Genomic DNA, 22,498 nt, shown 5'->3' with positions numbered 1-22,498 from the left:
TAGACAAGAAATGTTTTATTTATATCACTTAGTGCTGTTTTCTACGCTTACCCGCTAACAAGCCAAGCAACGCAAGACCTAGGAAGCCTAAGCTACCACCACTTGAGTCAGATTCAGGTTGTTCATCTGGTGTTTCTGCTGGTGGAGGGGTAGGGTCTACGCCATCAGAATTAACCGTAAGCATAAAGCGGGTGGAGGCTTGATCTGACGGATAAGCCATATCATGCACTGTTACGGTGACTTCAGTTGTGCCATTCCAATCGCTATCCGGAGTAATGGCAAAACTATCGCCAGTAATCGTCGCAGTAATGTTATCGCCACTGACCATAATGCCGTTTGTGGTGCCCTTCACATCGTTGTACATCACTGTTAGACCTTCAAGAGTGGTATTCTCTTCCATTGTCATATCTGATAATGGTGCCAAAGTAATGTTGCTTGGTGTTTCAAGGGTATGACTAACAGTAACTAACTCAGAGTCTGCATATTGAGTATCAACAGAAACAGTATTTTCCCCACCAATTGCCGATGCAGATACTCGAGCTGAAAACTTCAGTGATACGGCAGTTTGTTCTGGGCCGCGATAATCAGCACAGACTACGGTTCCTTCACTGACTTTTTGGTCAACATCGTTATAGGCAAAGCCATCGTTTAGATATCCAAATGATGGACCAAATGCACCACGCTCTCCCCAGAAGCCATGCAAGCCAATCGAACCGAAGTGGCTGTTTGCTGATTTCAGTGTTTGATAGGCAAAGATCATCTCTGGTGTTTCAGGATCGAAACTAATTCCCGTAGAGATTATGGTTTGGATATTGAACTTAGCGTCTGGATCAGGATTTGAGTTACCGACTAAGAAGCTATTCCATTCCTCACCGCCGTCCCACTGGAAGATATAGTGATCATCGGTTACTACGCCATAAACCACATTCTTATAACGGAATGTTTCCCAGTCAATCATGCCCTGAGGCATCTTGACATCGCCACGCCACAATGGCGCAATCACTGTGTCTGGGAACGTTTGGAACTGATCGGTAAACGGCTGGTTGAAGTTCCAAAACTCTGGGTTTTGATCAAGCTGTACATAGCCGAATGGTGAGATCCCTAATACGTTTTGAGCGTACATTTCAGGGTTGGCATATAGCGGTACATGCGGCAGGCCATTTTCAGCCATTGGAATGTACAGCATTTGGTTTGAAAGCCCCGAAATACCCAAGTCTTGATAACCCTGTAACGGCAGATCGTAGAAGGTTTCGTCGTCACCATAAGGAACTTTACATGTTGCGTCGTCTAGGTTGGTCGTAAACACATAGTGGCGTTTCATATCGCTTGAGGAAGGCTGGCTAGCACTGATGTTGATTGTGTTTTCAGTGACAGTTAATCCTTGTTGATATTCGCCTACACCGCCAACAATAATTGATTCCTCAATAATTGCCATACCTGCGGGAACTGCAGTGTTTAGGGTAAAGTCTCGCTCTGCGCCGAGTAGGTTTGGCGCCAACTCAATGACATAGTCGATAATATCGCCCACTTTAGCTGCGGTTTGCGAGGCTGTGAGTTGTGTATCACTACCCATATGTTTAAACTTAACTGCAAAATCACCTAAGTTGCTTGTGTTATATTCATCACTACCAAGCCCTACAACACCGTAATAGATATCACCATCTTGTGCGTCAGGCAGGTTGTAGTTCAGTTGCAATTGGTAAGGAGTTAAGCCATCTGTTGATGCAGGGCCTTCTATGGTCATGTTAGATTCATCTGATGTGCTGACAATTCCTAAGCTCACGGCAAATTCGTCTGCAACATTTTTTGGATCTTCATAATCGTACTTCCAGTTGGCTACAATTGCCCAGTAGCGTCCTGGAGTCGGTGCATTGATGGCACAAAAGTCCCCATTATCGGTATACGAGTAACACAAGGCTTCGTCGATCCATTGGATTTCGCCATCTTGGTTGATATCCATTCCTATATCGATAGAGGTGTAAGCGTGTCTAGGTGCTGACAGCATTTCCCACACGACGCGCTTAGTACCTTCTGGAACATCAAAGAAGATAACCTTGGCACCGCCATCTTCAATTTCTTGCACGGTTAAGCCGTCTGAGTAGAGACGTGCTTCTGCACGAGGTAGAGCGTAGTTAAAAGTTTCACCTTTGCTTAGGCCGAATATTTGTGAGTTTAACGACTGAATTTCAGCTGTATTTAGCATTGGCGTTAAGGTGTGTCCCTGTTCACGGTGAATAACGCCGCTGACTTCTGATGGCAGATTGTCACCGCTATAGCGCACGCCCACAGGTAAGTGCTGCTGCGGTGTGCCAGCGGTGCTTGGAGTTAACTTGACCGAGCCAGTAAGTTGTAGGCTCGACGAATCAGCGCCAATGGCTTCAACTTCTAACACTTTTGCCTTTAGGCTAATTGCTTGTGACTCTCCAGCTTTAAGGCTAAAGCTCTTTGGTGATACTTCAAGTTCGAGCATTGGTGCGCCATCAATGTGGCTAGCTTGGGCATCTACAGTCCAAGTACCATCTTCCGTAGCCGTTACTGTGCGCATCCAGCTACAGGTGCCAGCACAACTGTCATGGTAGAAGTAAGGCAAGTTAAGAGTATGGATATTGCCACCGTTATGTGGGTTTGCTGCGCGATAATTGTCAGAGGTTTCATCTAACAATAAACCTGCATTATTTGCGCGGGCCACATTTATCACCCCACTACCTGCGTCGCTGTATCCTGCAGTTACCGGATCAAAAGGCGATGCATCTCGCGAGCGTGTGGCACTGTCTAATGATGCGGTTGTCATTAACGCTGATTGGATCTGCGCTGCAGTCCATTCTGGATGCGATTGAGTAAGTAAAGCCATAGCGCCAGCAACATGGGGAGCTGCCATTGAGGTACCACTAATCGCCGCATAATCTGCTGGCATACCTTGAGTGCTAAATGGCATCTCATCTGCCCATGCGGCATAAACATCTACACCAGGAGCTGCAAGGTTAGGTGACATCACATCTGGGGCTTCGAGGTTGGGGCCTCTAGAGGAAAAGTCGGCAACATAATCGGCCGCTCTTTGATTTAATACCACTTCGGAAGCTGTGATTGTCAGGGTGTGGCCGCTGCCTGCTGCTAACCAATCTTCTAGCCCAAAATAACCGTTGGCATAATTACCCTTGTAACTGGCATTGTCGATATTAATTCCGGGAATGCTGTAGGGATCGTTATGAATTGGATCGGCGTAACCTGAATTCCACAGAATAAAGCCGCCCGCACCACCGGCTTGAACATGACTCGCTTTAGTCACTCTTGGAATATCGCCTCGTTTACAAATAACGATTGGCGCTGTGGTAAATGCAGCTCCTTGTGGATCAGTATCAAAAAAACCGTCAGTGAAAGGTTCGTTACATTTCTCAAATTCACTACCGTAGGCTTTAGCCTCAATGACTGGCCCTGTGTATTCTCCGGTTATACCACCGCCCTCAAGATCGGGGAAGGGTTGCTCGCCACCTATTGCTGCAGTAATCATTTTGCCTTCAACGGCAATTTCACGGCCATGGGTGGTTGCCGCAACTGAAGTGATCCAAGGAGAGAAGTGATCAATGGCACCACGCGCTTGGCTAGCATGTCGCGGTGAATATGAGTTACCAGCTGATGCAGCCACAGAGATCCCAGCTTCTCGGGCTGCTAAAAAGCCCATTTCCATTGGGTCATCCCAGGGGAACGTGCCGTATGGACTACCAATTGAATAGTTGATGACGTCAACCCCGTCAGCTACAGCATCTTCAATACCTGCAAGTAATGCTGCGCCGGGACAACCGCCGTAGCCATCACCATAACTGCCATCGCCGGGATAACAGACTTGATACATGATGATATTAGCGCGAGGAGCGACACCGGATATTTTATCGAATTTCAGCCCTGTTGCGACTCCATCACCGGTTTCGGCTGGTGAGCCAACAACATGGTCAACATTGAACAGCTCATTACCTGCAGCAGTTGAGGCGGTATGAGAGCCGTGACCATTATAGTCTTCACCATTTTGCGGACGTTTAGGGTCGGTGATATTCCAAGAGGGTTGATCAGGTTGAAAAGCTGCATCTAGGTAACTGCTGGTAATGCTTTCATAGGAACGAACACCAATCAATTTGTCGTTACACATACTAGCGAATTCGGTTTTTTCACAATCTCCTAAATAGCTGTCATAACGGGCTGGCTTTGTGTGAACATAACCGTCACCGGCTACAGCGGCAAAAGAGGGATGATCACTATTAATACCGGTATCGAGTACACCGATCACAATACCTTCACCTTTATATTTGTCATCGGCAGCTGTGCCAGTCCAGACTTTGTCTGCGCCAATATGCTCGGGACCGACATCTGAATGTAGCTCATACCTTTTCTCTAAACTTACATTACGCACGCCTGCAAGCTGTGCAACGTTTGCAGCTTGCTCTTGCGTCATACGTGCGGCCAAGCCATTAAAGGCTAAGCTATAGCGATTTTTAATGTCTAGATTGCCTCCGACTTGTCCTGAGATCTGGCTTATCACGCTATCTTGTTTGCCTGATAGATATTGACGGTAGCTTTTAACTGCACTGCTATTGAGGTTTAACTTGTTGTAACCACGTGGGTTTAACATAGCTGGTATAGAATTGACAGTAGGTGAGGTTGCTTGTAGGTGATTGACTCCGCCTTTATACAAAGAGACGGGTTTATCGCTTAACTCAATAATATAGGTTTGTTCACCAGTAAGGCCTACTTGGTACTTAAAAGGGACTTTGTTGTCTTTGTTGATCGCAATTGAACGATGGACGTTTTTACCGTTACTATTCGGGCGGTTGATGGTGTTTCCGGCTCTATCTTTACCACTTTGGAGCTCTTCATTGTATTTTAGGATAGCGTCGGTGATCTCAATACTGCGCATATTATCAGATGCAGCCACTGCGCCAGCACTTGCGGCATAGATAGCCGCAATAGTCATCAGACTTATTTTTTTTAGTTTCATTGTCCTACCTTTGTGTTGTATTTGTGCGGCTTAATTGTTAAATAATTGTTGTTTTGGCGGCCAATAGTTACGATGAATGCAGGTATAGCTGATAGGTATTTCACTTTTTTTTAGCCAGAAAACACGACTGTATTTAGGTAAAGGGTGAGTTTATTTACTTAGATTAGGCTGTTTATTACGACGTATCTTGATTGATAAAGCGCACATTTATGGGCTTTGAGGGCTAGTCATAATGAGTTGGTTACATTTGATACAAGTTGTCACACTTTGGTTGAGGCAAGCTTGAATCGACTTGTTATCTAGCATAGGTTGGTAGGCAGCCGAGCCGGCTTGGTTTAATCGAGAGTTAACCTTTAACTGTTATTATCAGTTAAAGGTTACAGCTTGCAGCGGGCTTGAATTTATCTAGATTAATTAATTTTTGTTGGATGAGGTATATGGAGTTAAGGCATATCAAACACTTTGTGGCGTTGGCTGAATGCAAAAGCTTTAGTGTCGCCGCCGATAAGTTAGCCATAACTCAACCGTCATTGACTCGCAGTATCCAAAAGATGGAACAGAACCTTGGGGTGCAACTATTTACTCGAGATTCACGGCACGTAAAGTTAACCTTTCATGGTGACTTAGTGCTAAAACATAGCGATAAGATTTTGAACCGAGTACATTTACTCGAATCTGATATCAAAATTAACAGCGGTAAATCGAGCGGTAAGCTGGTAATTGGTGGCGGTACTTTAGCCTCAAGTAATATTCTAAGCGAGATTTTGAGCGAGTTTTCAAGGCATTCTCCTTCGATCAGCGTAGAGCTGCGCACCCGAGACATTAGTGAGTTAAGTGAGCTGCTTTCCCGTGGAGAACTAGATTTATTTGTGTCTGAAACCAAGGTTACAGGTTTTGATAAACGCGATGATTTAGAAGTGATTAATTATTGTCAATCGAGTGGTGTCTTTTGTTGTCGGCCTGATCATCCTTTAGTGAGAGAGGAAAACCTCTATACGCCTAGATTAAAGGACTTTCCAATAGCGATCCCTCGGGCTACAACCCACGAAATAGAAAGTTTATTTGGCGACTTATTTGATACGAGTCGTCCGGCTTTTTCAGGTCTGCTGAGATTTGAAATTTTTCAGTCTATCCGTTTGTTGCTTTATAACAGCGATATGATTGGCTTATTACCTCAAGTGATAATTGATGATGAGTTAAATGCTGGGCACTTAGTGCTATTAAACGTTAAAGATATGCCTGATATTAAAGTGGACTATGGTGCGGTGTATTTAAAAGCCCGTGGCTTAAGTCCTGCTGCCAAGGAGTTTATCTCATTTATTGGCACTGCAGGGGAATAGCCGTTTGTGGCGAGAATAAGCCGCTAAAACTGATAAAGGCTGCATTGATGATACATTGCAGCCTTTATTTATTATCGTGCTAGCGTGTTATTATTTTTGTAACTCGATTTTGCCGCTAATTGTTGAGGCACTAAGCTCGGCGTTGCCATTACCTGTTTGGAATTTCAAGTAGGTTTGTGGAGAGTACTTTTCTTTACTGACTTTGTCGTTAGTCAGCTTATTGCTGATCTTACCGCCTGGGCCACCATTAATATTAAAGCTAACATCGGCATTATCGATAAATTTGATTTCAATATCGCCACTTACGCTGCCAAGTTTTGCTCGACTCGACAAGGCGTTAAGTGAAAGCTCTAAATCGCCACTTACGGTTTTGACTGACAATACATCCACATTGCCTAATGCGATTGTAGCGTCACCAGATACAGATTCAATTGCGACTTTGGTTGCTTTAGTATCGGCTGTTAGTTCGCCACTGACCATTTGGTAGCTTAACGCGCCCGAACTTTGGGTATCTTTTATATCTCCAGATACGGTTTGCAGCTTCGTTTTACCCGTCAAGCTGCGGGTGGAAATATCGCCAGAAACAGTCTGTAGTAGGGTTTTATCAGCTAACGCATTTGCCTTGATGTTGCCGCTTACTGAACTGACATCCAATGTGCCAGTTAAGTTATCAAGTGTGTAATTTGCAGATACGCCTTCGGCATCCAGCTTAAGCTTATTTGGCAGTGTGATAACGAGATCGGAGCCATCTCTATTACTACCACTGTATTGACGGGGCAAAGTATCTTCTATCACCACTTTGTTACCGTTGACAGTAAAGGTAAACCCTTCGCTGAGTTCGTCTAATGTACCTTTAACCGCAATTTCATTTTTATCCCAAGACTTAAAGGTCACGCTGCCTCGTTGTACTTTTACTTTTACGGCGGGGTTAGCCTGTACATTTTGTTGCTGCTCAATAGCCTCGCCGGCAATTGCGGATTGACTAAATATAAATGCTGCGGCGATGAGTGGTGTGCTCAATGATAATTTCATGGTTAAGCTCCTTGAGGTAATGGGGTAACTGGCAAAGTTTGGCCTTGTCGGAGTAATTCAATCTCTCGTTGTTGAGTCCAAAGCCATAGTTGCCATAGTTCCTTGTCGTTAGGTGTTTGTTGTAATGCTTGATAGATCTGCTCTGCAGCTTTCCTCAATTGCTCGATACCTTTTTCAAGTGGTAAGCCTATTTCAGTAGCTTGCCAGTTGGTAAGTTGGTGCTGGGTTAATTGCGCAACTTGCAATTGATGCTGGTTTTTTATTTCGCTAAGGGTCGCCAAAAGTGCTGATGGTGCTTTAGGTGTTAATAAACTCGCTTTTTGTTGCCACATATGGCTACTAACTAGGCCAATCATCAAGGCTATACTCGCGACAGCAAGGCGTTTAAATACTGGTGATGGTTTAGCATTATTTTGTACTTGGTGGAATTCAGGCTTATCAAGCTGTTTTTCAATATCATGCCAAAGATCTTTTTGTGGCTCGATATCTTTAGGAGCCTGATTAATTAGTTGCGATAGCTTAGCGTTCGTATTAGTCATTGTGGCCTCCTGTATCTGTTGGTTCTTTATCTATTATTGCTTCTAGTAACTTTTGCGCTCTATGGTATTGCGCTTTACTCGTGCCTGTAGCGATTCCCATTAATAGGGCTACTTCTTCGTGTTTGTAACCTTCTAACGCATGCAGTACGAATACAATTCTGGCTCGCTCTGGTAGTTTGAGTAAGATTTTATCTAAGTCTTCATATTCATCACTAACGCTATGTACATCGATATCGCTGCTAACAAAGCGTGACCAAAATGAACGATGCTTCTTTACGCTAGAAAGCGCCTGATTAACACAGAGACTATGAAGCCAAGTTGTGAACTGGCTTTCACCTCTAAATTGCGGCAGTTTTTGCCAAAGTCTGACAAAGCAATCTTGAGTCGCTTCCTCAGCTAATGGCACTTGGCCAGTGATCCTTAAGCAAAGGGCATACACTCGCTGGTGGTGTAGCTGATACAGCTGCTTAAAAGCGGCTTTATCACCTAGCTTGGCTTTATCGATAAGTTCAGGTTCTAGAAGCGGTCGCTGCTCTATTGCCTGTATTTGTGCTGTCACTTTATTTTCCTTGTGCGCAGTGAATACTAATAAGACACAGCCAATAGATAAAAAGGTTTAAATGCAACCACAATTATTTTAGGGCGAGAGCTGGAAATTTGAATTTTAGTGGATTAACTTGCAGTTAAATTGAACAATATACCTGATAAATAAAAAGGAGCGCTACTGGCTCCTCTGGATTTATCACTACTTAAAGCGCCAATTAGGGACGGTTAACTTAGTTTGGAAAACACAAGTTGAGCACCAACAAGATCTGCCAGCGCCGTTCCTACTGTCTTGAAAATGGTAATTTCATTTTCGCTAGTACGGCCGTTAATTTGTGCGCTACAAAGCTGTCCTAGTTCGCCCTTTACATCATCAAATGCGAATACGCCTTCTTTTATAGGCAGGAGTAATTCACCTGCTTCAGCAAAGACATTGATTTTTGAGTCGACAAATACAGAAGATTTTAGGATGAGTTTACTGTCGAATTCACGTCTGTCGTGATTATGATTACCGACAAAGTCAGTATGTGTGCCAGCTTGTACCCAATCGCCATCAAATAGCGGGGTTGGGCTGGCTGTTGCACAACTGATGATATCGGCCTCTCGGACACTTTTTTCTAGATCAGTACAGAGCATGACTTCAATATCGGCACGTTTATTACGAATTAACTCAATCGTTTTACGAACCTTTTCTTCGCTGCGTCCACAAACGGTAACTTGGGTAATGGGACGAACACTAGCGTGAGCCAACGCCATAAATGAGGCTAAGTTGCCAGTACCAAAAACTAATAGCTTGCTAGAGTCTTTGCGTGATAAGTAACGGCTGCCTAAGGCTGAAATTGCGGCAGTGCGCCAAAAGGTAACACTGGTTCCATCGACTAAGGCCTGAGGTTCGCCAGTTTCACGGCTAAAAACTAAGATTTTTGAATAAAGACTAGCAAGGTTTGAATCTTTTTTAGGATTACCCGGAAAATAAGTAAAGGCTTTTACGGCTATGGCTTTTTCATTCCATGAGGGCAGCACGGCAAAGGCATCACTATGGCTAGCAGATTCATCAAGACTAAAGACTTGGCGTTGTGGCATGCCTGCAGGTCGAGAAAATGTCTCATCTAGGGCATGGATTAGATCAGGAAAATTAAGTGACTGGTGAACTGACTCTGCATTAATGACTAACATGAAAACCTCCATTTAAGTATATTTTATACTATTTATGAGGGTGGCCTGAGTCAATTAACTTTTATTTGTTGAATTATTTTCAACTTAATAATTAGTATGTTGGCTTGTGTTAGCGAATGTTTGCTATTGTTCGGCGCTTTTGTAGCTAAACCTACTATATAATCGGCCGATAAAGTTGAATGACCGCCTTAGAGCTGTGTAAGCAGTGTTTTCTAAGAAGTTAAAGTTGATATAAAAGAGAACGATAATGCTAATACGTAATAAACTACTTTTAAGCGCTGGGGTGTCGATTACCGCGTTAGCCGCTATGTTTGGCCTGCAAATTTACTTTAGCCAAATACAAACTGAACTTGCCCACACTTCACAAGATATTGCTGAGCTAAAAAGCCAAATGCTGAGCCTACGTAAAGATGAAAAAGATTTTCTCTCAAGAAACGATCTGCAATATGTTGATAAACATGCTGAGCATAATAATGACGTTACCGCTCTGGCTGGGAAATTGTCTAATGTATTTAATAAGTACGATATCCCCAGCGATAGCTTAAACCTGTTTAACCAATCTTTAGCCAGCTATAACTTAGCGTTTTCTCATGTCGTTGAGCTTAATCAACAGATAGGTTTAACACCAAAAAGTGGTTTGTATGGCACCTTAAGATCGGCAGTACATCAGGTTGAATCTGTTATTACAGATTATAACAATCCGTTATTAATGGTGCATATGCTGCAATTAAGACGAGCTGAAAAGGACTTTATGCTTAGGCGTAGTGAGAGCTATGTGGTTAAGTTTGATAAAGGCTTAGCGCAGTTGATTGATGATATCAAATCTTCTCAGCTCTCAGTCGATACTAAGCAGCAAGTGAACAAACTTTTACAGCAATACAATACTGACTTTAAACAACTGGTCGAGAAAGAAAAATTACTTGGACTGACTATTTCTGAAGGTGAACTTGGCCAATTACGTCAAGCTGTAGCGAATACAGAGCAAGCGTTAGCGCAACTCGATTTGTTAGCCGCAGAGGCGATTACTAAGAGAGAGGATTCTGCATTTGTTGTTGGTTTGTCGATTGCCGTGTTAATTGCGCTGGCATTGGCATTTGCAACCCTTACTATTATTCGCAGTATTATTGAGCCTGTTAAACGTATTACTGATGTCATCACCCATATTGAGGAAAACAAAGATCTATCGATGCGCTGTGATGCCAGTAGCGATGATGAGCTTGGGCAAATTGCCAAACACTTTAATAGTATGGTTGAAAGCTTCCAGCAGCTGATTCATCAAGTGACTCAATCGGTTGAGACTATGAATCAGTCTTGCCAAGATTTATCTGGCAATGTTGCACGAGCTTCACAAGGGGCTGAAAATCAGCTAAATGAAACCGATATGGTGGCGACAGCCATTACCGAGATGGGAGCGACCATAGATGAGATTGCTAAAAATACTGAGCTAGCAGCAAATAAGGCAAGTACGACTCACGATAACGCGCAAACAGGTAAAGCAGGTGTTGAGCAAACTATTGAGAAAATAGAGTTATTAGCCCAACAAATTAACGAATCTGCTGCAGTTGTGAGCGATCTTGAAAAAGACAGTGAGACTATTGGTAGTGTGCTTGATGTGATCCGTGGAATTGCTGAGCAAACGAACTTGTTAGCATTAAATGCGGCAATTGAAGCGGCGCGAGCGGGCGAGCAAGGCCGTGGTTTTGCGGTTGTAGCTGATGAAGTACGTAGTCTTGCGATGCGTACTCAAGAGTCGACTGAAGAGATAGCATCGATAATTCAAACCTTGCAGTCACGTACGCACTCTATTGTTAGTTTGATGCAATCTAGCCGTGAACAAGGCAATGAAAGCGCCGAGCAAGCAGCGTCAGCAGGAACCTTATTGCAGCAAATTAATAGTGACGTCACCAATATTATGGATATGAGTACTCAGATTGCTGCTGCAATTGAAGAACAAAGCATGGTGGCTGCAGAAGTGAATCAAAATGTAGTGGTGATCCGTGATATCGCTCAAGAAACTGCTGATGTGGCTACTCAGAACTCGACCGCAACTGAAGAGGTTAGAGAGCGAGCTGAATTTTTACAGGATGCAGTGAGTAAATTTAAAGTTTAACTTTACCGTTTTTCAATGTAATAAAGGCCTCGATTTCACTCGGGGCTTTTTTATTTCAAGGCTTCTTTAGCGGGAGAGGATAAAAGCTAGGGGATGAATATGAGAGCAGCTATATGAATTTAGACATAAAAAAACCTCGCATAGCGAGGTTTTAATTTAGCAATTTAAGGTCTTAATTTGCCTTGTTGCCGGTTTAGTTGTTGCAACACCTAAACGAAATATTGGTGCCCGAACCCGGAATCGAACCAGGGACACGAGGATTTTCAATCCTCTGCTCTACCGACTGAGCTATTCGGGCAACGGGCGCTATTAAAAGGCTTTTACCGGTTTGAGTCAACCTATTTTTGAAAATTGATGCATTTTCTTATTCGTGTGTTGAATAATTAGGCATTTAGCGTTAGAAGTGAGCACTATAGACATATTAACGCTAATTATTGCTTAAGCTATTGTATGTTGGAAGAATATGCTGGTTAAATTGTAAGGTTATGTTGGCGCCAGCATTGTTAGCCAAAAGGAGAAATGGATTGGTAAGCCAAGCACGCTTGATCTGGAAGATCCAGCAACGACCGATAGCTATGTTTATTGTGATAGCGCTGTTGGTCGTCATGTCTGTTATGGGGTTTCATCGACTTAAGTTAGATTTCGATTTTAGTGACTATTTTTCGCCGTCTGAACCTAGGTTTATGGCGCTCCAAAGCATGAGCGAAAAATTTGAGCGTCATGATCAGCTATGGATGCTACTTGAAACGAGTGCAGATTGGCGTGAGGATGAGTCACAACAGCTGCTAATCGACTTTATAGAAAGGCTAGAGGCCAACTCTGATATTAAAAGCGTCCAAGGCTACAATCAGTTTTTACAAGGCACAGCTCAAGTAGAGAAGTTACTGTCTTATAAAACTCACCCAAGACTAAGTTCTGTATTGTCTGACGATGGTCAGGCTGTTTTGTTACGCTTGCAGCTGCAGCAACAAACTCTGTCAAATTCACACTCTGCTAATCCACTATCACAAAATGCTTTGTCGCAGAGCCAGTGGCTTGATGCGGTTTTGCAAACGATTGATAGTGATAGCCAGCGCTTCTGGCAGCCAACGGCTGTGAATGTCTATTTAAATGGTACCCATGCTCTTAATTGGCAGTATGCTAAGGTATTACGACATGACTTAAATTGGTTTGCTCCAGGTCTATTGGGGATCATTTTCTTCATGGCGTTGTTATTCATTAGGCAAAAAATGTGGATTATGGCGCTATGCTTTAATAGTGCGGTGACCTTAACGCTAACATTAGGCCTCGCGGCATGGTGCCAGCTAACATTGGCTGCGATTAGCGCCTTTGTGCCAGTGATAGTGGTCACACTAGGTTTAGCCTATGCGTCGCACCTATATTTTGCTTGGCAAGCTGAGGTGAGAGCCGGAAATAGTCAGGATAATGCCTTGAAAACAACAGTGAAGGCTAACCTAGCACCGTTATTTTATTCAAGTATCACGACAATATTTGGCTTTAGCCTACTGACACTAAGCCCGTCTCCACCAATACAAAGCTTTGGGATATTAGTGGCTTTTGCTGTGCTGTGTAATTACCTGTTGAGCCTGACCAGTTTAATTTTTTTCGCTAAATATTCCAAAGCTAAAACAAGTCAATTACTTAATTTTCATTATGTTATTGAGCTTGGAAAGCATAATGCTAAGCGGCCATTTTCAGTTATGTTAGGGGTCGTTTTATTTAGCGTAATAGCTTTGATTAGCGTATCAAAACTTACCTTAAATGATGACCCATTGAGCTACTTCTCTACATCCAATCCATTCACCGTATCGAGTCAAAAAATGGCGCAATACTTCTCTGGGATCAATTTGCAACATTATGTGATCTCTGGGCAAGAACCTAAGCAAATAGATAAAGTAGAGATTAGTTTTATCTATAAATTTAGCCGATACCTTAAACAACAACCGCAAGTGGTAAATGTTCAGCATATTGGCGATTGGATTAAAGCCGCTGGCATTGGTCAAACTCGATTTAAACAAGTCTTAGCTGACAATAGCTCAGCCGAACTCGGGCTGCAAAGTGAGTTATCGCCTGATAAACACTCCACGCTATTAACCCTCAATTTAGAGCCCATGACGGCAATGGAGTTAATTGAGTTTGAACAGGGGGTGAACATATGGCTACGCGACAATGCAAAAATGGTCAATGTTAGCCCGCCTCTAGGAAGTAATTTATTATTTGCTCACTTGAGCATTGATAATGCCAATAATATGCTGACTTCATTTGCTGTGGCATTGATTGCTTTAGCCATATTGTTAAGCATACTCAAGCGTTCATTAGTGTTTGGCTTGATAGGCTTGCTACTTAACTTTTTACCGCTATTGTGGGTATTCGCACTTTGGCAAGTTAGCGGTGGTTTTATTAGTCTGGGTGCTGCAGTTGTATTGGGGATGATGCTGGGTATTATTGTCGATGATACTTTGCATTTAATGTTGAAACTGCCTGATGCACGAAACTTAACAGCAGCAAGTATGTGGCAGAGTCTAAATAAAGTACTACCGGTGATAAGCTTTACCACCTTGACTATAGCTTTGGGGTTTTCGATAGGATTGGTATCGGAATTTACACCGATAGCTCAATTGAGTTTACTGTCGTGTTTGGTTGTCGTTTTTGCATGGGGCTTTGATGTGTTGATGCTACCAGTGCTTTATCAACGATGGATCATTAAGAATAAGGTCATTAACGGTAGTGATACGAAATAGTATTCATGACTTTAAAAATCAATGCAGCAGAGCTGAGCGGATTAGGTTGTATCAATAAAAAGAACAACAGCTAAAATTTAAGTTTTGCATCGATTACGCGAATAGTGATTATTATTTAGCTATGCAAGTCAAAATTTGTACAAAAAATAAAGGCCTCAATTGAGGCCTTTATTTATCATCGAATCTGTATGTTTTACGGTTTTAATTGCTAACTAATTTGTTGTTTGGAAAATTAGCTTTCATAACCATGAGTGCATGATCTTTAAGCTTTTCTTGTCCTAGCTCACCGTATGCAGTAGACATGATTTCTAATGCTTTTTCAGCTGACGGTGTACCAGGGTAAGTCTCTAAAACTGATTGTGCACGCACAGCTGCCGCACTCCAAGCATTCATTTTTATGTAGTATTCAGCTACCTTGATCGAGTAAAGTGCCAGTCTATTTTTAAGGTGCTGCATGCGTTTTTGCGCATCTGCTGCATACTTACTGTTTGGATAAGACTTAATTAGTCGATCAAAATCTTTAAATGCATCTTGTGCTGCTTTAGGGTCGCGGTCAGAACGATCGATATTTAGCATATCGTGAAATAGGTATCGATCAGACTGCATATTGACTAAGCCGCGCATATAGTAAACATAATCAATATCTTTATGGGTTGGGTTTAAGCGAATAAAACGATCGATGTTCGCAATACCTGACGCTGGATCGTCAAGTTTGTAATAGGCATAAATAAGATCAAGCTGTACTTGAGTTTTATGCGGTCCGAAAGGAAAGCGTGAATCCAAGGCTTCTAGAGAACGCACAGCTTTGCTGTAATTCCCTAGCTCCATTGAGGTTCTAGCTTGAGAATAAAGCACTTCTGGTGAGCTTTTTGTCATTACAGGGTCTTGGCCCTGTTTGCTACTACAGGCCGTAGCTGCGAGTGTAATAAGGACTACAGCGACACTTTTGGCAATTTTATGCATACTTGAATTCGATTCTTTTAAAGTTGTTGTTAAGAATTTTTCCATTTCACGATAAAATAGAAACAATCCGATTGTAACAGATAGTAAACATTTTTGGACCCAGAAAAGTGGGTACGGTTCATATGACACAAGAGATTAATCTAAAAAGCGAGATCACAGCAACACAAACCGGACAGAGATTAGACCAAACTTTGGCTGATTTGTTCCCGGATTACTCGCGCACACGAATTAAAGAGTGGATTTTATCCGGCTCAGTTAGTATCGATGGCGAGGTTTCTGACAAGCCAAGACTTAAAGTGCTTGAAGGTCAGGTAGTCACTATTGGTGCCACGCTTGAAGAAGAAACTAAAGCACAAGCTGAAGCGATTGATTTAGATATCGTGTATGAAGATGACCATATTTTGGTTATTAACAAGCAAGCTGGTTTGGTTGTGCACCCTGGTGCGGGCAACCAAAATGGTACCTTGATGAATGCACTATTGCATCATTGTCCAGGTATTGAGCTAGTTCCACGTGCAGGTATTGTGCATCGTTTGGATAAAGACACTACCGGTTTGATGGTAGTTGCTAAAACGGTTGAAGCACAGACTCACCTTGTGAGCGCACTGCAGGCTCGTGAAATTACTCGTGAATACGAAGCGATTGTCACAGGCACAATTATTGCCGGTGGCACAGTTGATGAGCCTATCGACCGTCACCCGACTAAACGTACCCATATGGCAGTTGTTCATAATGGTAAGCCTGCGATGACTCATTACCGTGTGGCAGAAAAGTTTAGAGCGCATACGCGTTTGAGACTGCGTCTTGAATCTGGTCGTACTCACCAAATCCGTGTGCATATGGCACATATTGGTCATGTATTGGTTGGTGACCCAGTTTATGCTGGTCGTCCACGTCCGCCAAAAGGTGCTGCACCAGACTTTTTTGAAACCTATATGGGCTTCAAACGTCAAGCACTGCACGCAGTAAGACTTGAATTAGCACATCCGTTTACTTGTGAAATCATGAGCTGGCAAGCCCCAATTCCTGATGACATGGTAAAGCTAACTAAAGCTCTGCGTAAAGACACTGAAGAAAATCCAACAGTGTATTAATGAGTCAGCATATTGAAAGTCAAGCTTGGTTTATTCCATCGGGAGTAAGCTTGGCTTTTTCGACTCGAGAAGGTGGCTGCAGTCTGCCACCTTACGCTAGCCTTAATCTTGGGCTGCACGTTGGCGACGATCCGCAAATGGTTCTAGCTAACCGTCTGCTCATTGAGCAACAACTTTCTCTTTCAGCAAAACCTGCCTGGCTAGAACAGACTCACAGCATTGATGTGGTTGAAGCCGATAATAGCCAAGTGATTAATGCCGATGGCAGCTACACCCAAAGTAATGAGCAAGTGTGCGTGGTGATGACTGCAGATTGCTTACCTGTATTGCTATGTGATGAAAATGGCACCGAAGTTGCCGCCGTTCATGCAGGTTGGCGCGGTTTATGTGATGGTATTATTGAAACCGCAGTGGCAAAGTTTACCCATAAGCCAAATGAGCTGGTGGCGTATTTAGGCCCGGCTATTGGTCCGAATGCGTTTGAAATCGGCCCAGAGGTTAAAGCACTATTCGAGGCAAAGCATCCGCTAAGTGGCCAGTTTTTTAGCGCTCATATCAATGCTCAAGGTGAGCAAAAATACATGGCTGATATTCAAGGTTTGGCCGAGTTTAGATTGGCATTATTAGGTGTGACGCGTATTTATCGAGACAAACGCTGCACGGTTGCTGAGCAACAAAGCTTTTTTTCTTATCGTCGTGACGGTATTACTGGCCGTATGGCATCATTTATTTGGCTTAATCGTTAACTCTTTACTTGATATTGTTCAAATAGCCCCCATCTTTTAAGTAACATCAATTTCGCTTTAACGCGGAGTGACCCCTTTTCTAATGTAAGTAGAAGTGCCAATGGATTGATACTGATTGGTATTAGATTATCCAGTGCATTCCTGCAGTTATTCTGTAGCTTTCCATGCCTTTTATTTATTATTTTTTTATGAGTTATCGGAGGATTTATGCGATTAGATCGTATGACCAATAAATTCCAGATTGCCATCTCGGATGCTCAGTCATTGGCACTAGGACGAGATCACCAATTTATTGAACCATCACATTTGATGATGGCGTTACTGAATCAAGATGGGGGCTCAATTCACCCACTACTGACTCAAGCAGGGATCCAAGTGAGCACCTTGCGCTCGTTACTGAGCCAAGATCTTGAACAAAAGCCACAAGTAGAAGGCACTGGCGGTGACGTGCAGTTATCTCAAGCGCTTATTCGCTTGCTAAACTTGTGCGATAAATTGGCGCAAAAACGTAAAGACAAGTTTATCTCTAGTGAGTTATTCGTTTTGGCTGCGCTTGAGGGCAATGATCCTTTAGCGCAAGCACTTAAACAATCGGGTGCGACTAAAGAGTTAATGGAGTCGACCATTGACCAAGTACGTAATGGCCAGAAGGTGGACGATCCTAATGCTGAAGATCAACGCCAAGCGCTTAAAAAGTTTACGGTTGATTTAACCGAGCGTGCAGAGCAAGGAAAACTTGACCCTGTGATTGGTCGTGATGATGAAATTCGCCGCACGATTCAAGTGTTGCAGCGTCGCAGTAAGAACAACCCTGTACTTATTGGTGAGCCGGGGGTGGGTAAAACCGCCATTGTTGAAGGGTTAGCGCAGCGCATCATCAACAACGAAGTACCAGAAGGCATTAAAAATAAGCGTGTATTGTCTTTAGACATGGGCGCGTTAGTTGCCGGGGCTAAATATCGTGGTGAATTTGAAGAACGCTTAAAAGCGGTACTAAATGAGCTTTCGCAAGAAGAGGGACAAGTTATCCTCTTTATTGATGAATTGCATACTATGGTGGGTGCCGGTAAGTCTGATGGTGCAATGGATGCGGGTAATATGTTAAAGCCTGCACTTGCCCGAGGTGACTTACATTGCGTTGGTGCAACAACGTTAGATGAGTATCGTCAATACATTGAAAAAGACGCTGCACTAGAGCGTCGCTTCCAAAAGGTATTGGTTGATGAGCCAAGCGTTGAGGATACCATTGCTATTTTACGTGGTTTAAAAGAGCGCTATGAGTTGCATCACCATGTAGAAATTACCGACCCTGCGATTGTCGCTGCGGCGAGCATGTCGCACCGTTATATCTCAGATCGTAAGTTGCCAGATAAAGCTATCGACTTAATAGACGAAGCTGCATCGAGCATCCGTATTCAGATAGACTCTAAGCCAGAGTCTCTGGACAGACTAGAGCGTCGTGCGATTCAGTTAAAACTTGAAGAGCAAGCTTTGAGTAAAGAGGCTGATGAAGCAAGTTTGCGTCGTTTAGATACTTTGCGTACAGAGCTTAAAGATGTAGAGGCTAAAGCCGCTGAGCTGAATGAGATTTGGCATACAGAAAAGGCAGCGTTAGCTGGTACTCAGCATATTAAGGCAGATCTTGAGCAAGCGCGTATGGATTTAGAAGTTGCTCGTCGTGCGGGTGACTTAACTAGAATGTCTGAACTACAGTATGGTCGTATTCCTGAGCTTGAAAAGCAGTTAGATCTTGCTGCACAAGCTGAAATGCAAGATATGACACTGCTACGTAACAAAGTTACCGACGTAGAAATCGCTGAAGTGTTATCAAAAGCGACGGGGATCCCTGTTTCTAAGATGCTTGAAGGTGAGCGTGACAAATTGCTTAAGATGGAAGATGCTTTGCATGAACGGGTTATTGGTCAGAATGAAGCGGTAAATTCGGTATCGAATGCAATTCGTCGTAGCCGTGCAGGGCTTGCAGATCCAAATCGTCCAATCGGTTCTTTTCTATTTTTAGGCCCAACCGGTGTCGGTAAAACTGAATTATGTAAGTCACTGGCTAAGTTCCTATTTGATACCGAGTCAGCTCTGGTTCGTATCGATATGTCTGAGTTTATGGAAAAGCACTCTGTATCGCGTTTAGTCGGTGCTCCTCCAGGCTATGTTGGCTATGAAGAAGGCGGTTATTTAACTGAAGCTGTTAGGCGTAAACCTTATTCGGTGATTTTACTGGATGAAGTAGAGAAAGCACATCCCGATGTATTTAACATCTTATTGCAGGTATTAGATGATGGTCGTCTGACTGATGGTCAAGGCCGCACCGTTGATTTTAGAAATACCGTGGTCATTATGACTTCCAACTTAGGTTCTGATCTGATCCAACTTGGTTTTGGCAATCAAAGTTATGATGAGATGAAATCAGACGTGATGCAGGTGGTGACGCAAAACTTTAGGCCTGAGTTTTTAAACCGTATCGATGAAGCTGTTGTGTTCCATCCTCTAGATGAGAATAATATTGCTCATATCGCTGGCATTCAAATCGAAGGGCTTAAAAAGCGTCTTGCAGATAAAGATTACGGCCTAGAGATGACTGATGAAGCTTTAGCGTTAATAGCAAGAGCTGGTTTTGATCCTATCTATGGTGCACGACCGCTTAAAAGAGCCCTGCAGCAAGAAGTTGAAAATCCATTAGCGCAGCAAATATTAAGTGGCAAGTTGTTACCTGGCAAGGCGATTAAAATCGTGGTTGAAGATGATGCCTTAACTTTTTCACAATAATACTTGTTCTGTAGTTTGTTTTAACTGCTTATAATAGCTTTCTACATTTAAAAATGGTCTCAGTTTTATGAGGCCATTTTTTATGCCAATGAGTAGGCAGTTAAGTGAAGAACCTGATAATGAGCATAAATTATCTGCAAAGTCTTTTAAGTTGCCCAATGTGATGTATATTTGAACTATAGGTTTATAGCAATTACTGTATTTGTTAGTGATATTTAAAAAGAGTTGGTGTTGTAGGACCAATAAACAATACTTAAATGTATGAATCGGCTTTTCTATCAGCAAAATGTACAAGTCGCCTTTTATACATTCATTTTTATTTTGATATGGACACGGAGTAGAACTTCATGAAAAAACAATTAGCCGTAATCGTTTTGGCTTCATTAGCTGTGGTTGGCTGTTCAAGTTCTAACTATGAAAAAGAGCAAACGTCAGCACCTTATATTGGTGAGGGCAACATGGAATATGAAAGCCTTTACCACTATGGTTACTACCGTGGCTGTAAAAATGCTTATGTTATGAAGCGTCAGCAAACAGAGCTTTATGATTCAGTGAAAAAAGATACAGCGCTTGATGGCCTCAGTCGCTTTGATTCAGGGTGGGATGCAGGGCTTAAAGCTTGTGAAGATGGGGTACCTCGCTCAATGTACAATCTACAAGCCAATAAATAGTTCGACCTACTGAGTTGATGCTTCATTCTTATCTGTGTAAGTTGCCAGATAAATCCAACATCTAGCTCGTGGGATTAAAAGCGAATTCTAAAACACAAAATGCAGACTTCATTGGGGGCTGCATTTTTGCTTTGTTCAACATGACTGTTATTTGGCTAGAGTTGTTGAGTCAAGGATAAGGCATTATATGTTGTTTATTGCGCATTTTTCATATTGTTCCTGATACTGACACCCTTTGATAGCTAAGGTATACGTCACCAAGAGTTGACCTTAAGTTTTGCAGAACAGCTTCATTCTTTCCTTTTGCTCAGTAATAGCTGCTTGTCTTTGTTCTTCTGTCATTGATTCAAGTTTACCTGTGGCGTTGTTCTTTTTGGTTAACTTAGTATGGGTAGTTAATACATTAAGGCTGTGTTGAGCATTTTTACAAACTTGCTGAGCTTGTTGTTTATCGGCAAGGCTAATTGCAGCCGCTTTCTGCTCGAGCTCGGAAGGTTGATTGAGATCAGTTACAGACTTTATCGGTGCAATAGTGCCTACGTGTTTAGGTTCAATATCTTCACTATAGAGCTTTTTGCTCGATGCTTGGTTTGATGCTGGAGGTTGCTGACTATAGTGAGTGACCCCCTTATCATCAATCCAGGTATAAATAGCGTTAGCATTAACAGAGGTCGAGGTTAATACTAAAACCATAAAAGCGATTTTCGAAATAAGTGGTAACGGCGATTTCCTTGAGACGCAATAAATCATGTTCTGCGAGTTAGCCATTTTCTATCCCTAGTTAAAATGAGATAACCAAAATCCAAAAGTTGCTGCTGCTTTAATTTTGGAACCTGTTTACACATAACATAACGCAGCAATCGATAAGTGCCAATATTATCGACTAAATTTGGCAATTAATGATTTGGTGTTAGCGCTTGAACCGGCATAAGTACGCCGTAATAGGGGGGGGAGAGTATTATTGCAGGTAATTGACCTAGTAATGACTGAGCCAATTTGCAATTAATCACCAAGTTTATTGTTGTTTTGGTGCGATTTACTCGCAATGTGCGGGATTAAACAACACTCAGTACGGTCGTTACCGATTTCTTGAAAAAGCTCCTTGCGCTTTCACTCCACATCCCTATAATGCGCATCCACTGACACGGCACAGCAGGCCACCTACCAAGCTTTAAGCTAGATAGAACGGGACTTGCAGCGGTGTTAGAGGTTTGAAAATCGAAAGAGATTTGAACCAGGAGACAATCGCTTTAGAAGCTCAATTAGATGTGACTTGTATAAGAAATCATCGCTTGAAAATCTTCTTAAAATAAGCGCTTGACGCCGACACTAGGAAGTGTAGAATACGCCTCCTCAGCCAAACGACCTAAGCGTCTAAGGCGCCATTTTGAAAGGCTTCTCCTAACGGATTGGGCCTTGATAGAAGCGGCACGCTCTTTAACAATATGACAAGCAAATCTGTGTGGACACTCACAGAGATTAAGTTATTCGAAATTGTCTACTTCTTTCTAGTAAAGAATGAGGCAATCAAAAATTTACTTAATGAATGAGTGTTCATAGCAACTTTGGTCTTCACTTTCTTATAGAAAGTAAAATCAAAGATAATTTATGTAATACAGAATTCGTTGAGCCGCTGATTTCTCCTTACTTGTAAGGTGGATGAGGCAAAAAAACTTTAATTGAAGAGTTTGATCATGGCTCAGATTGAACGCTGGCGGCAGGCCTAACACATGCAAGTCGAGCGGTAACACAAGGGAGCTTGCTCCTGAGGTGAC

At 42.7% G+C, this 22,498-nt stretch carries 14 protein-coding genes, 1 tRNA gene and 1 rRNA gene; 8 read left to right on the top strand and 8 right to left on the bottom strand.

Annotated features, from left to right (window positions below; all coding sequences use genetic code 11):
- Nucleotides 1-28: 28 nt before the first annotated feature.
- The gene (locus L2747_RS20815; RefSeq protein WP_249000868.1) at nucleotides 29-4,987 is read right to left on the bottom strand and encodes a S8 family serine peptidase; all 4,959 of its coding nucleotides are present in this window, start codon (nucleotides 4,985-4,987) and stop codon (nucleotides 29-31) included.
- 437 nt (nucleotides 4,988-5,424) lie between these two features.
- On the opposite strand from L2747_RS20815, the gene L2747_RS20810 reads away from it, so the two are divergent.
- Nucleotides 5,425-6,327 carry a LysR family transcriptional regulator gene (locus tag L2747_RS20810; RefSeq protein WP_249000867.1) on the top strand — a complete coding sequence of 301 codons (903 nt, stop codon included), beginning with the start codon at nucleotides 5,425-5,427 and terminating at the stop codon, nucleotides 6,325-6,327.
- Nucleotides 6,328-6,417: 90 nt separating this feature from the next.
- Here the strand turns inward: L2747_RS20810 and L2747_RS20805 are convergent, their stop codons facing one another.
- The 4 genes from L2747_RS20805 to lhpI form a co-directional block, all read right to left on the bottom strand.
- Complete coding sequence (locus L2747_RS20805; RefSeq protein WP_249000866.1) at nucleotides 6,418-7,359, bottom strand: DUF4097 family beta strand repeat-containing protein; 942 nt, start codon at nucleotides 7,357-7,359, stop codon at nucleotides 6,418-6,420.
- A gap of 2 nt (nucleotides 7,360-7,361) precedes the next feature.
- A complete protein-coding gene (locus L2747_RS20800; RefSeq protein ID WP_249000865.1) occupies nucleotides 7,362-7,898 on the bottom strand; it encodes a hypothetical protein in 537 nt (178 codons plus the stop codon).
- Entirely contained in the window at nucleotides 7,891-8,457 is a 567-nt protein-coding gene (locus tag L2747_RS20795; RefSeq protein ID WP_371985328.1) for an RNA polymerase sigma factor, read from the bottom strand. Before L2747_RS20795 ends, L2747_RS20800 begins: the two co-directional genes overlap by 8 nt.
- A gap of 212 nt (nucleotides 8,458-8,669) precedes the next feature.
- Nucleotides 8,670-9,617: a bifunctional Delta(1)-pyrroline-2-carboxylate/Delta(1)-piperideine-2-carboxylate reductase gene (gene lhpI / locus L2747_RS20790; protein WP_249000864.1), complete on the bottom strand. Its 948-nt coding sequence runs from the start codon at nucleotides 9,615-9,617 to the stop codon at nucleotides 8,670-8,672.
- Between the two features lie 247 nt (nucleotides 9,618-9,864).
- Here lhpI and L2747_RS20785 point away from each other — a divergent pair, with 247 nt between their 5' ends.
- Complete coding sequence (locus tag L2747_RS20785; protein ID WP_249000863.1) at nucleotides 9,865-11,727, top strand: methyl-accepting chemotaxis protein; 1,863 nt, start codon at nucleotides 9,865-9,867, stop codon at nucleotides 11,725-11,727.
- A 222-nt stretch (nucleotides 11,728-11,949) separates the two neighbouring features.
- On the opposite strand, the gene L2747_RS20780 is transcribed toward L2747_RS20785, so the two are convergent.
- A tRNA-Phe gene (locus tag L2747_RS20780) sits at nucleotides 11,950-12,025 on the bottom strand.
- Between the two features lie 226 nt (nucleotides 12,026-12,251).
- Between L2747_RS20780 and L2747_RS20775 the strand changes: the two genes are divergently transcribed.
- Nucleotides 12,252-14,468: an efflux RND transporter permease subunit gene (locus L2747_RS20775; RefSeq protein ID WP_249000862.1), complete on the top strand. Its 2,217-nt coding sequence runs from the start codon at nucleotides 12,252-12,254 to the stop codon at nucleotides 14,466-14,468.
- A 201-nt stretch (nucleotides 14,469-14,669) separates the two neighbouring features.
- On the opposite strand, the gene L2747_RS20770 is transcribed toward L2747_RS20775, so the two are convergent.
- Nucleotides 14,670-15,431 (bottom strand): outer membrane protein assembly factor BamD, encoded by a 762-nt coding sequence (locus L2747_RS20770; protein WP_249000861.1) that lies wholly within the window; start codon nucleotides 15,429-15,431, stop codon nucleotides 14,670-14,672.
- 122 nt (nucleotides 15,432-15,553) lie between these two features.
- Between L2747_RS20770 and rluD the strand changes: the two genes are divergently transcribed.
- The 4 genes from rluD to L2747_RS20750 all read left to right on the top strand — a co-directional run bounded on the left by rluD (nucleotide 15,554) and on the right by L2747_RS20750 (nucleotide 20,723).
- Nucleotides 15,554-16,525, top strand: coding sequence for a 23S rRNA pseudouridine(1911/1915/1917) synthase RluD (gene rluD / locus L2747_RS20765; RefSeq protein ID WP_249000860.1), 972 nt, complete (start codon nucleotides 15,554-15,556; stop codon nucleotides 16,523-16,525).
- Nucleotides 16,525-17,271 (top strand): peptidoglycan editing factor PgeF, encoded by a 747-nt coding sequence (pgeF, locus tag L2747_RS20760; protein WP_249000859.1) that lies wholly within the window; start codon nucleotides 16,525-16,527, stop codon nucleotides 17,269-17,271. Before rluD ends, pgeF begins: the two co-directional genes overlap by 1 nt.
- A 207-nt stretch (nucleotides 17,272-17,478) precedes the next feature.
- Complete coding sequence (gene clpB / locus L2747_RS20755; protein ID WP_249000858.1) at nucleotides 17,479-20,052, top strand: ATP-dependent chaperone ClpB; 2,574 nt, start codon at nucleotides 17,479-17,481, stop codon at nucleotides 20,050-20,052.
- A gap of 347 nt (nucleotides 20,053-20,399) precedes the next feature.
- Nucleotides 20,400-20,723: a hypothetical protein gene (locus tag L2747_RS20750; protein WP_249000857.1), complete on the top strand. Its 324-nt coding sequence runs from the start codon at nucleotides 20,400-20,402 to the stop codon at nucleotides 20,721-20,723.
- A 270-nt stretch (nucleotides 20,724-20,993) separates the two neighbouring features.
- Here L2747_RS20750 and L2747_RS20745 read toward each other — a convergent pair whose 3' ends face one another.
- On the bottom strand, nucleotides 20,994-21,491 hold the full coding sequence (locus L2747_RS20745; protein WP_249000856.1) for a DUF4124 domain-containing protein: 498 nt from the start codon (nucleotides 21,489-21,491) through the stop codon (nucleotides 20,994-20,996).
- Nucleotides 21,492-22,399: 908 nt separating this feature from the next.
- Between L2747_RS20745 and L2747_RS20740 the strand changes: the two genes are divergently transcribed.
- Nucleotides 22,400-22,498 (top strand): 16S ribosomal RNA (locus L2747_RS20740); the annotation flags it as partial.

It is taken from the genome of Shewanella marinintestina (genome assembly GCF_023283845.1).
Lineage (GTDB): Bacteria > Pseudomonadota > Gammaproteobacteria > Enterobacterales > Shewanellaceae > Shewanella > Shewanella marinintestina.
The sequence above is the reverse complement of the archived record's forward strand: the minus strand, read 5'-3'. Positions and strand labels throughout refer to the sequence as shown.

Coding starts and splice junctions, on each gene's coding strand:
- L2747_RS20785 (WP_249000863.1), top strand. CDS start 9,865: ATGCTAATACGTAATAAACTACTTTTAAGCGCTGGGGTGTCGATTACC.
- pgeF (WP_249000859.1), top strand. CDS start 16,525: ATGAGTCAGCATATTGAAAGTCAAGCTTGGTTTATTCCATCGGGAGTA.
- rluD (WP_249000860.1), top strand. CDS start 15,554: ATGACACAAGAGATTAATCTAAAAAGCGAGATCACAGCAACACAAACC.
- L2747_RS20750 (WP_249000857.1), top strand. CDS start 20,400: ATGAAAAAACAATTAGCCGTAATCGTTTTGGCTTCATTAGCTGTGGTT.
- clpB (WP_249000858.1), top strand. CDS start 17,479: ATGCGATTAGATCGTATGACCAATAAATTCCAGATTGCCATCTCGGAT.
- L2747_RS20745 (WP_249000856.1), bottom strand. CDS start 21,491: ATGGCTAACTCGCAGAACATGATTTATTGCGTCTCAAGGAAATCGCCG.
- L2747_RS20770 (WP_249000861.1), bottom strand. CDS start 15,431: ATGCATAAAATTGCCAAAAGTGTCGCTGTAGTCCTTATTACACTCGCA.
- L2747_RS20810 (WP_249000867.1), top strand. CDS start 5,425: ATGGAGTTAAGGCATATCAAACACTTTGTGGCGTTGGCTGAATGCAAA.
- L2747_RS20805 (WP_249000866.1), bottom strand. CDS start 7,359: ATGAAATTATCATTGAGCACACCACTCATCGCCGCAGCATTTATATTT.
- lhpI (WP_249000864.1), bottom strand. CDS start 9,617: ATGTTAGTCATTAATGCAGAGTCAGTTCACCAGTCACTTAATTTTCCT.
- L2747_RS20800 (WP_249000865.1), bottom strand. CDS start 7,898: ATGACTAATACGAACGCTAAGCTATCGCAACTAATTAATCAGGCTCCT.
- L2747_RS20815 (WP_249000868.1), bottom strand. CDS start 4,987: ATGAAACTAAAAAAAATAAGTCTGATGACTATTGCGGCTATCTATGCC.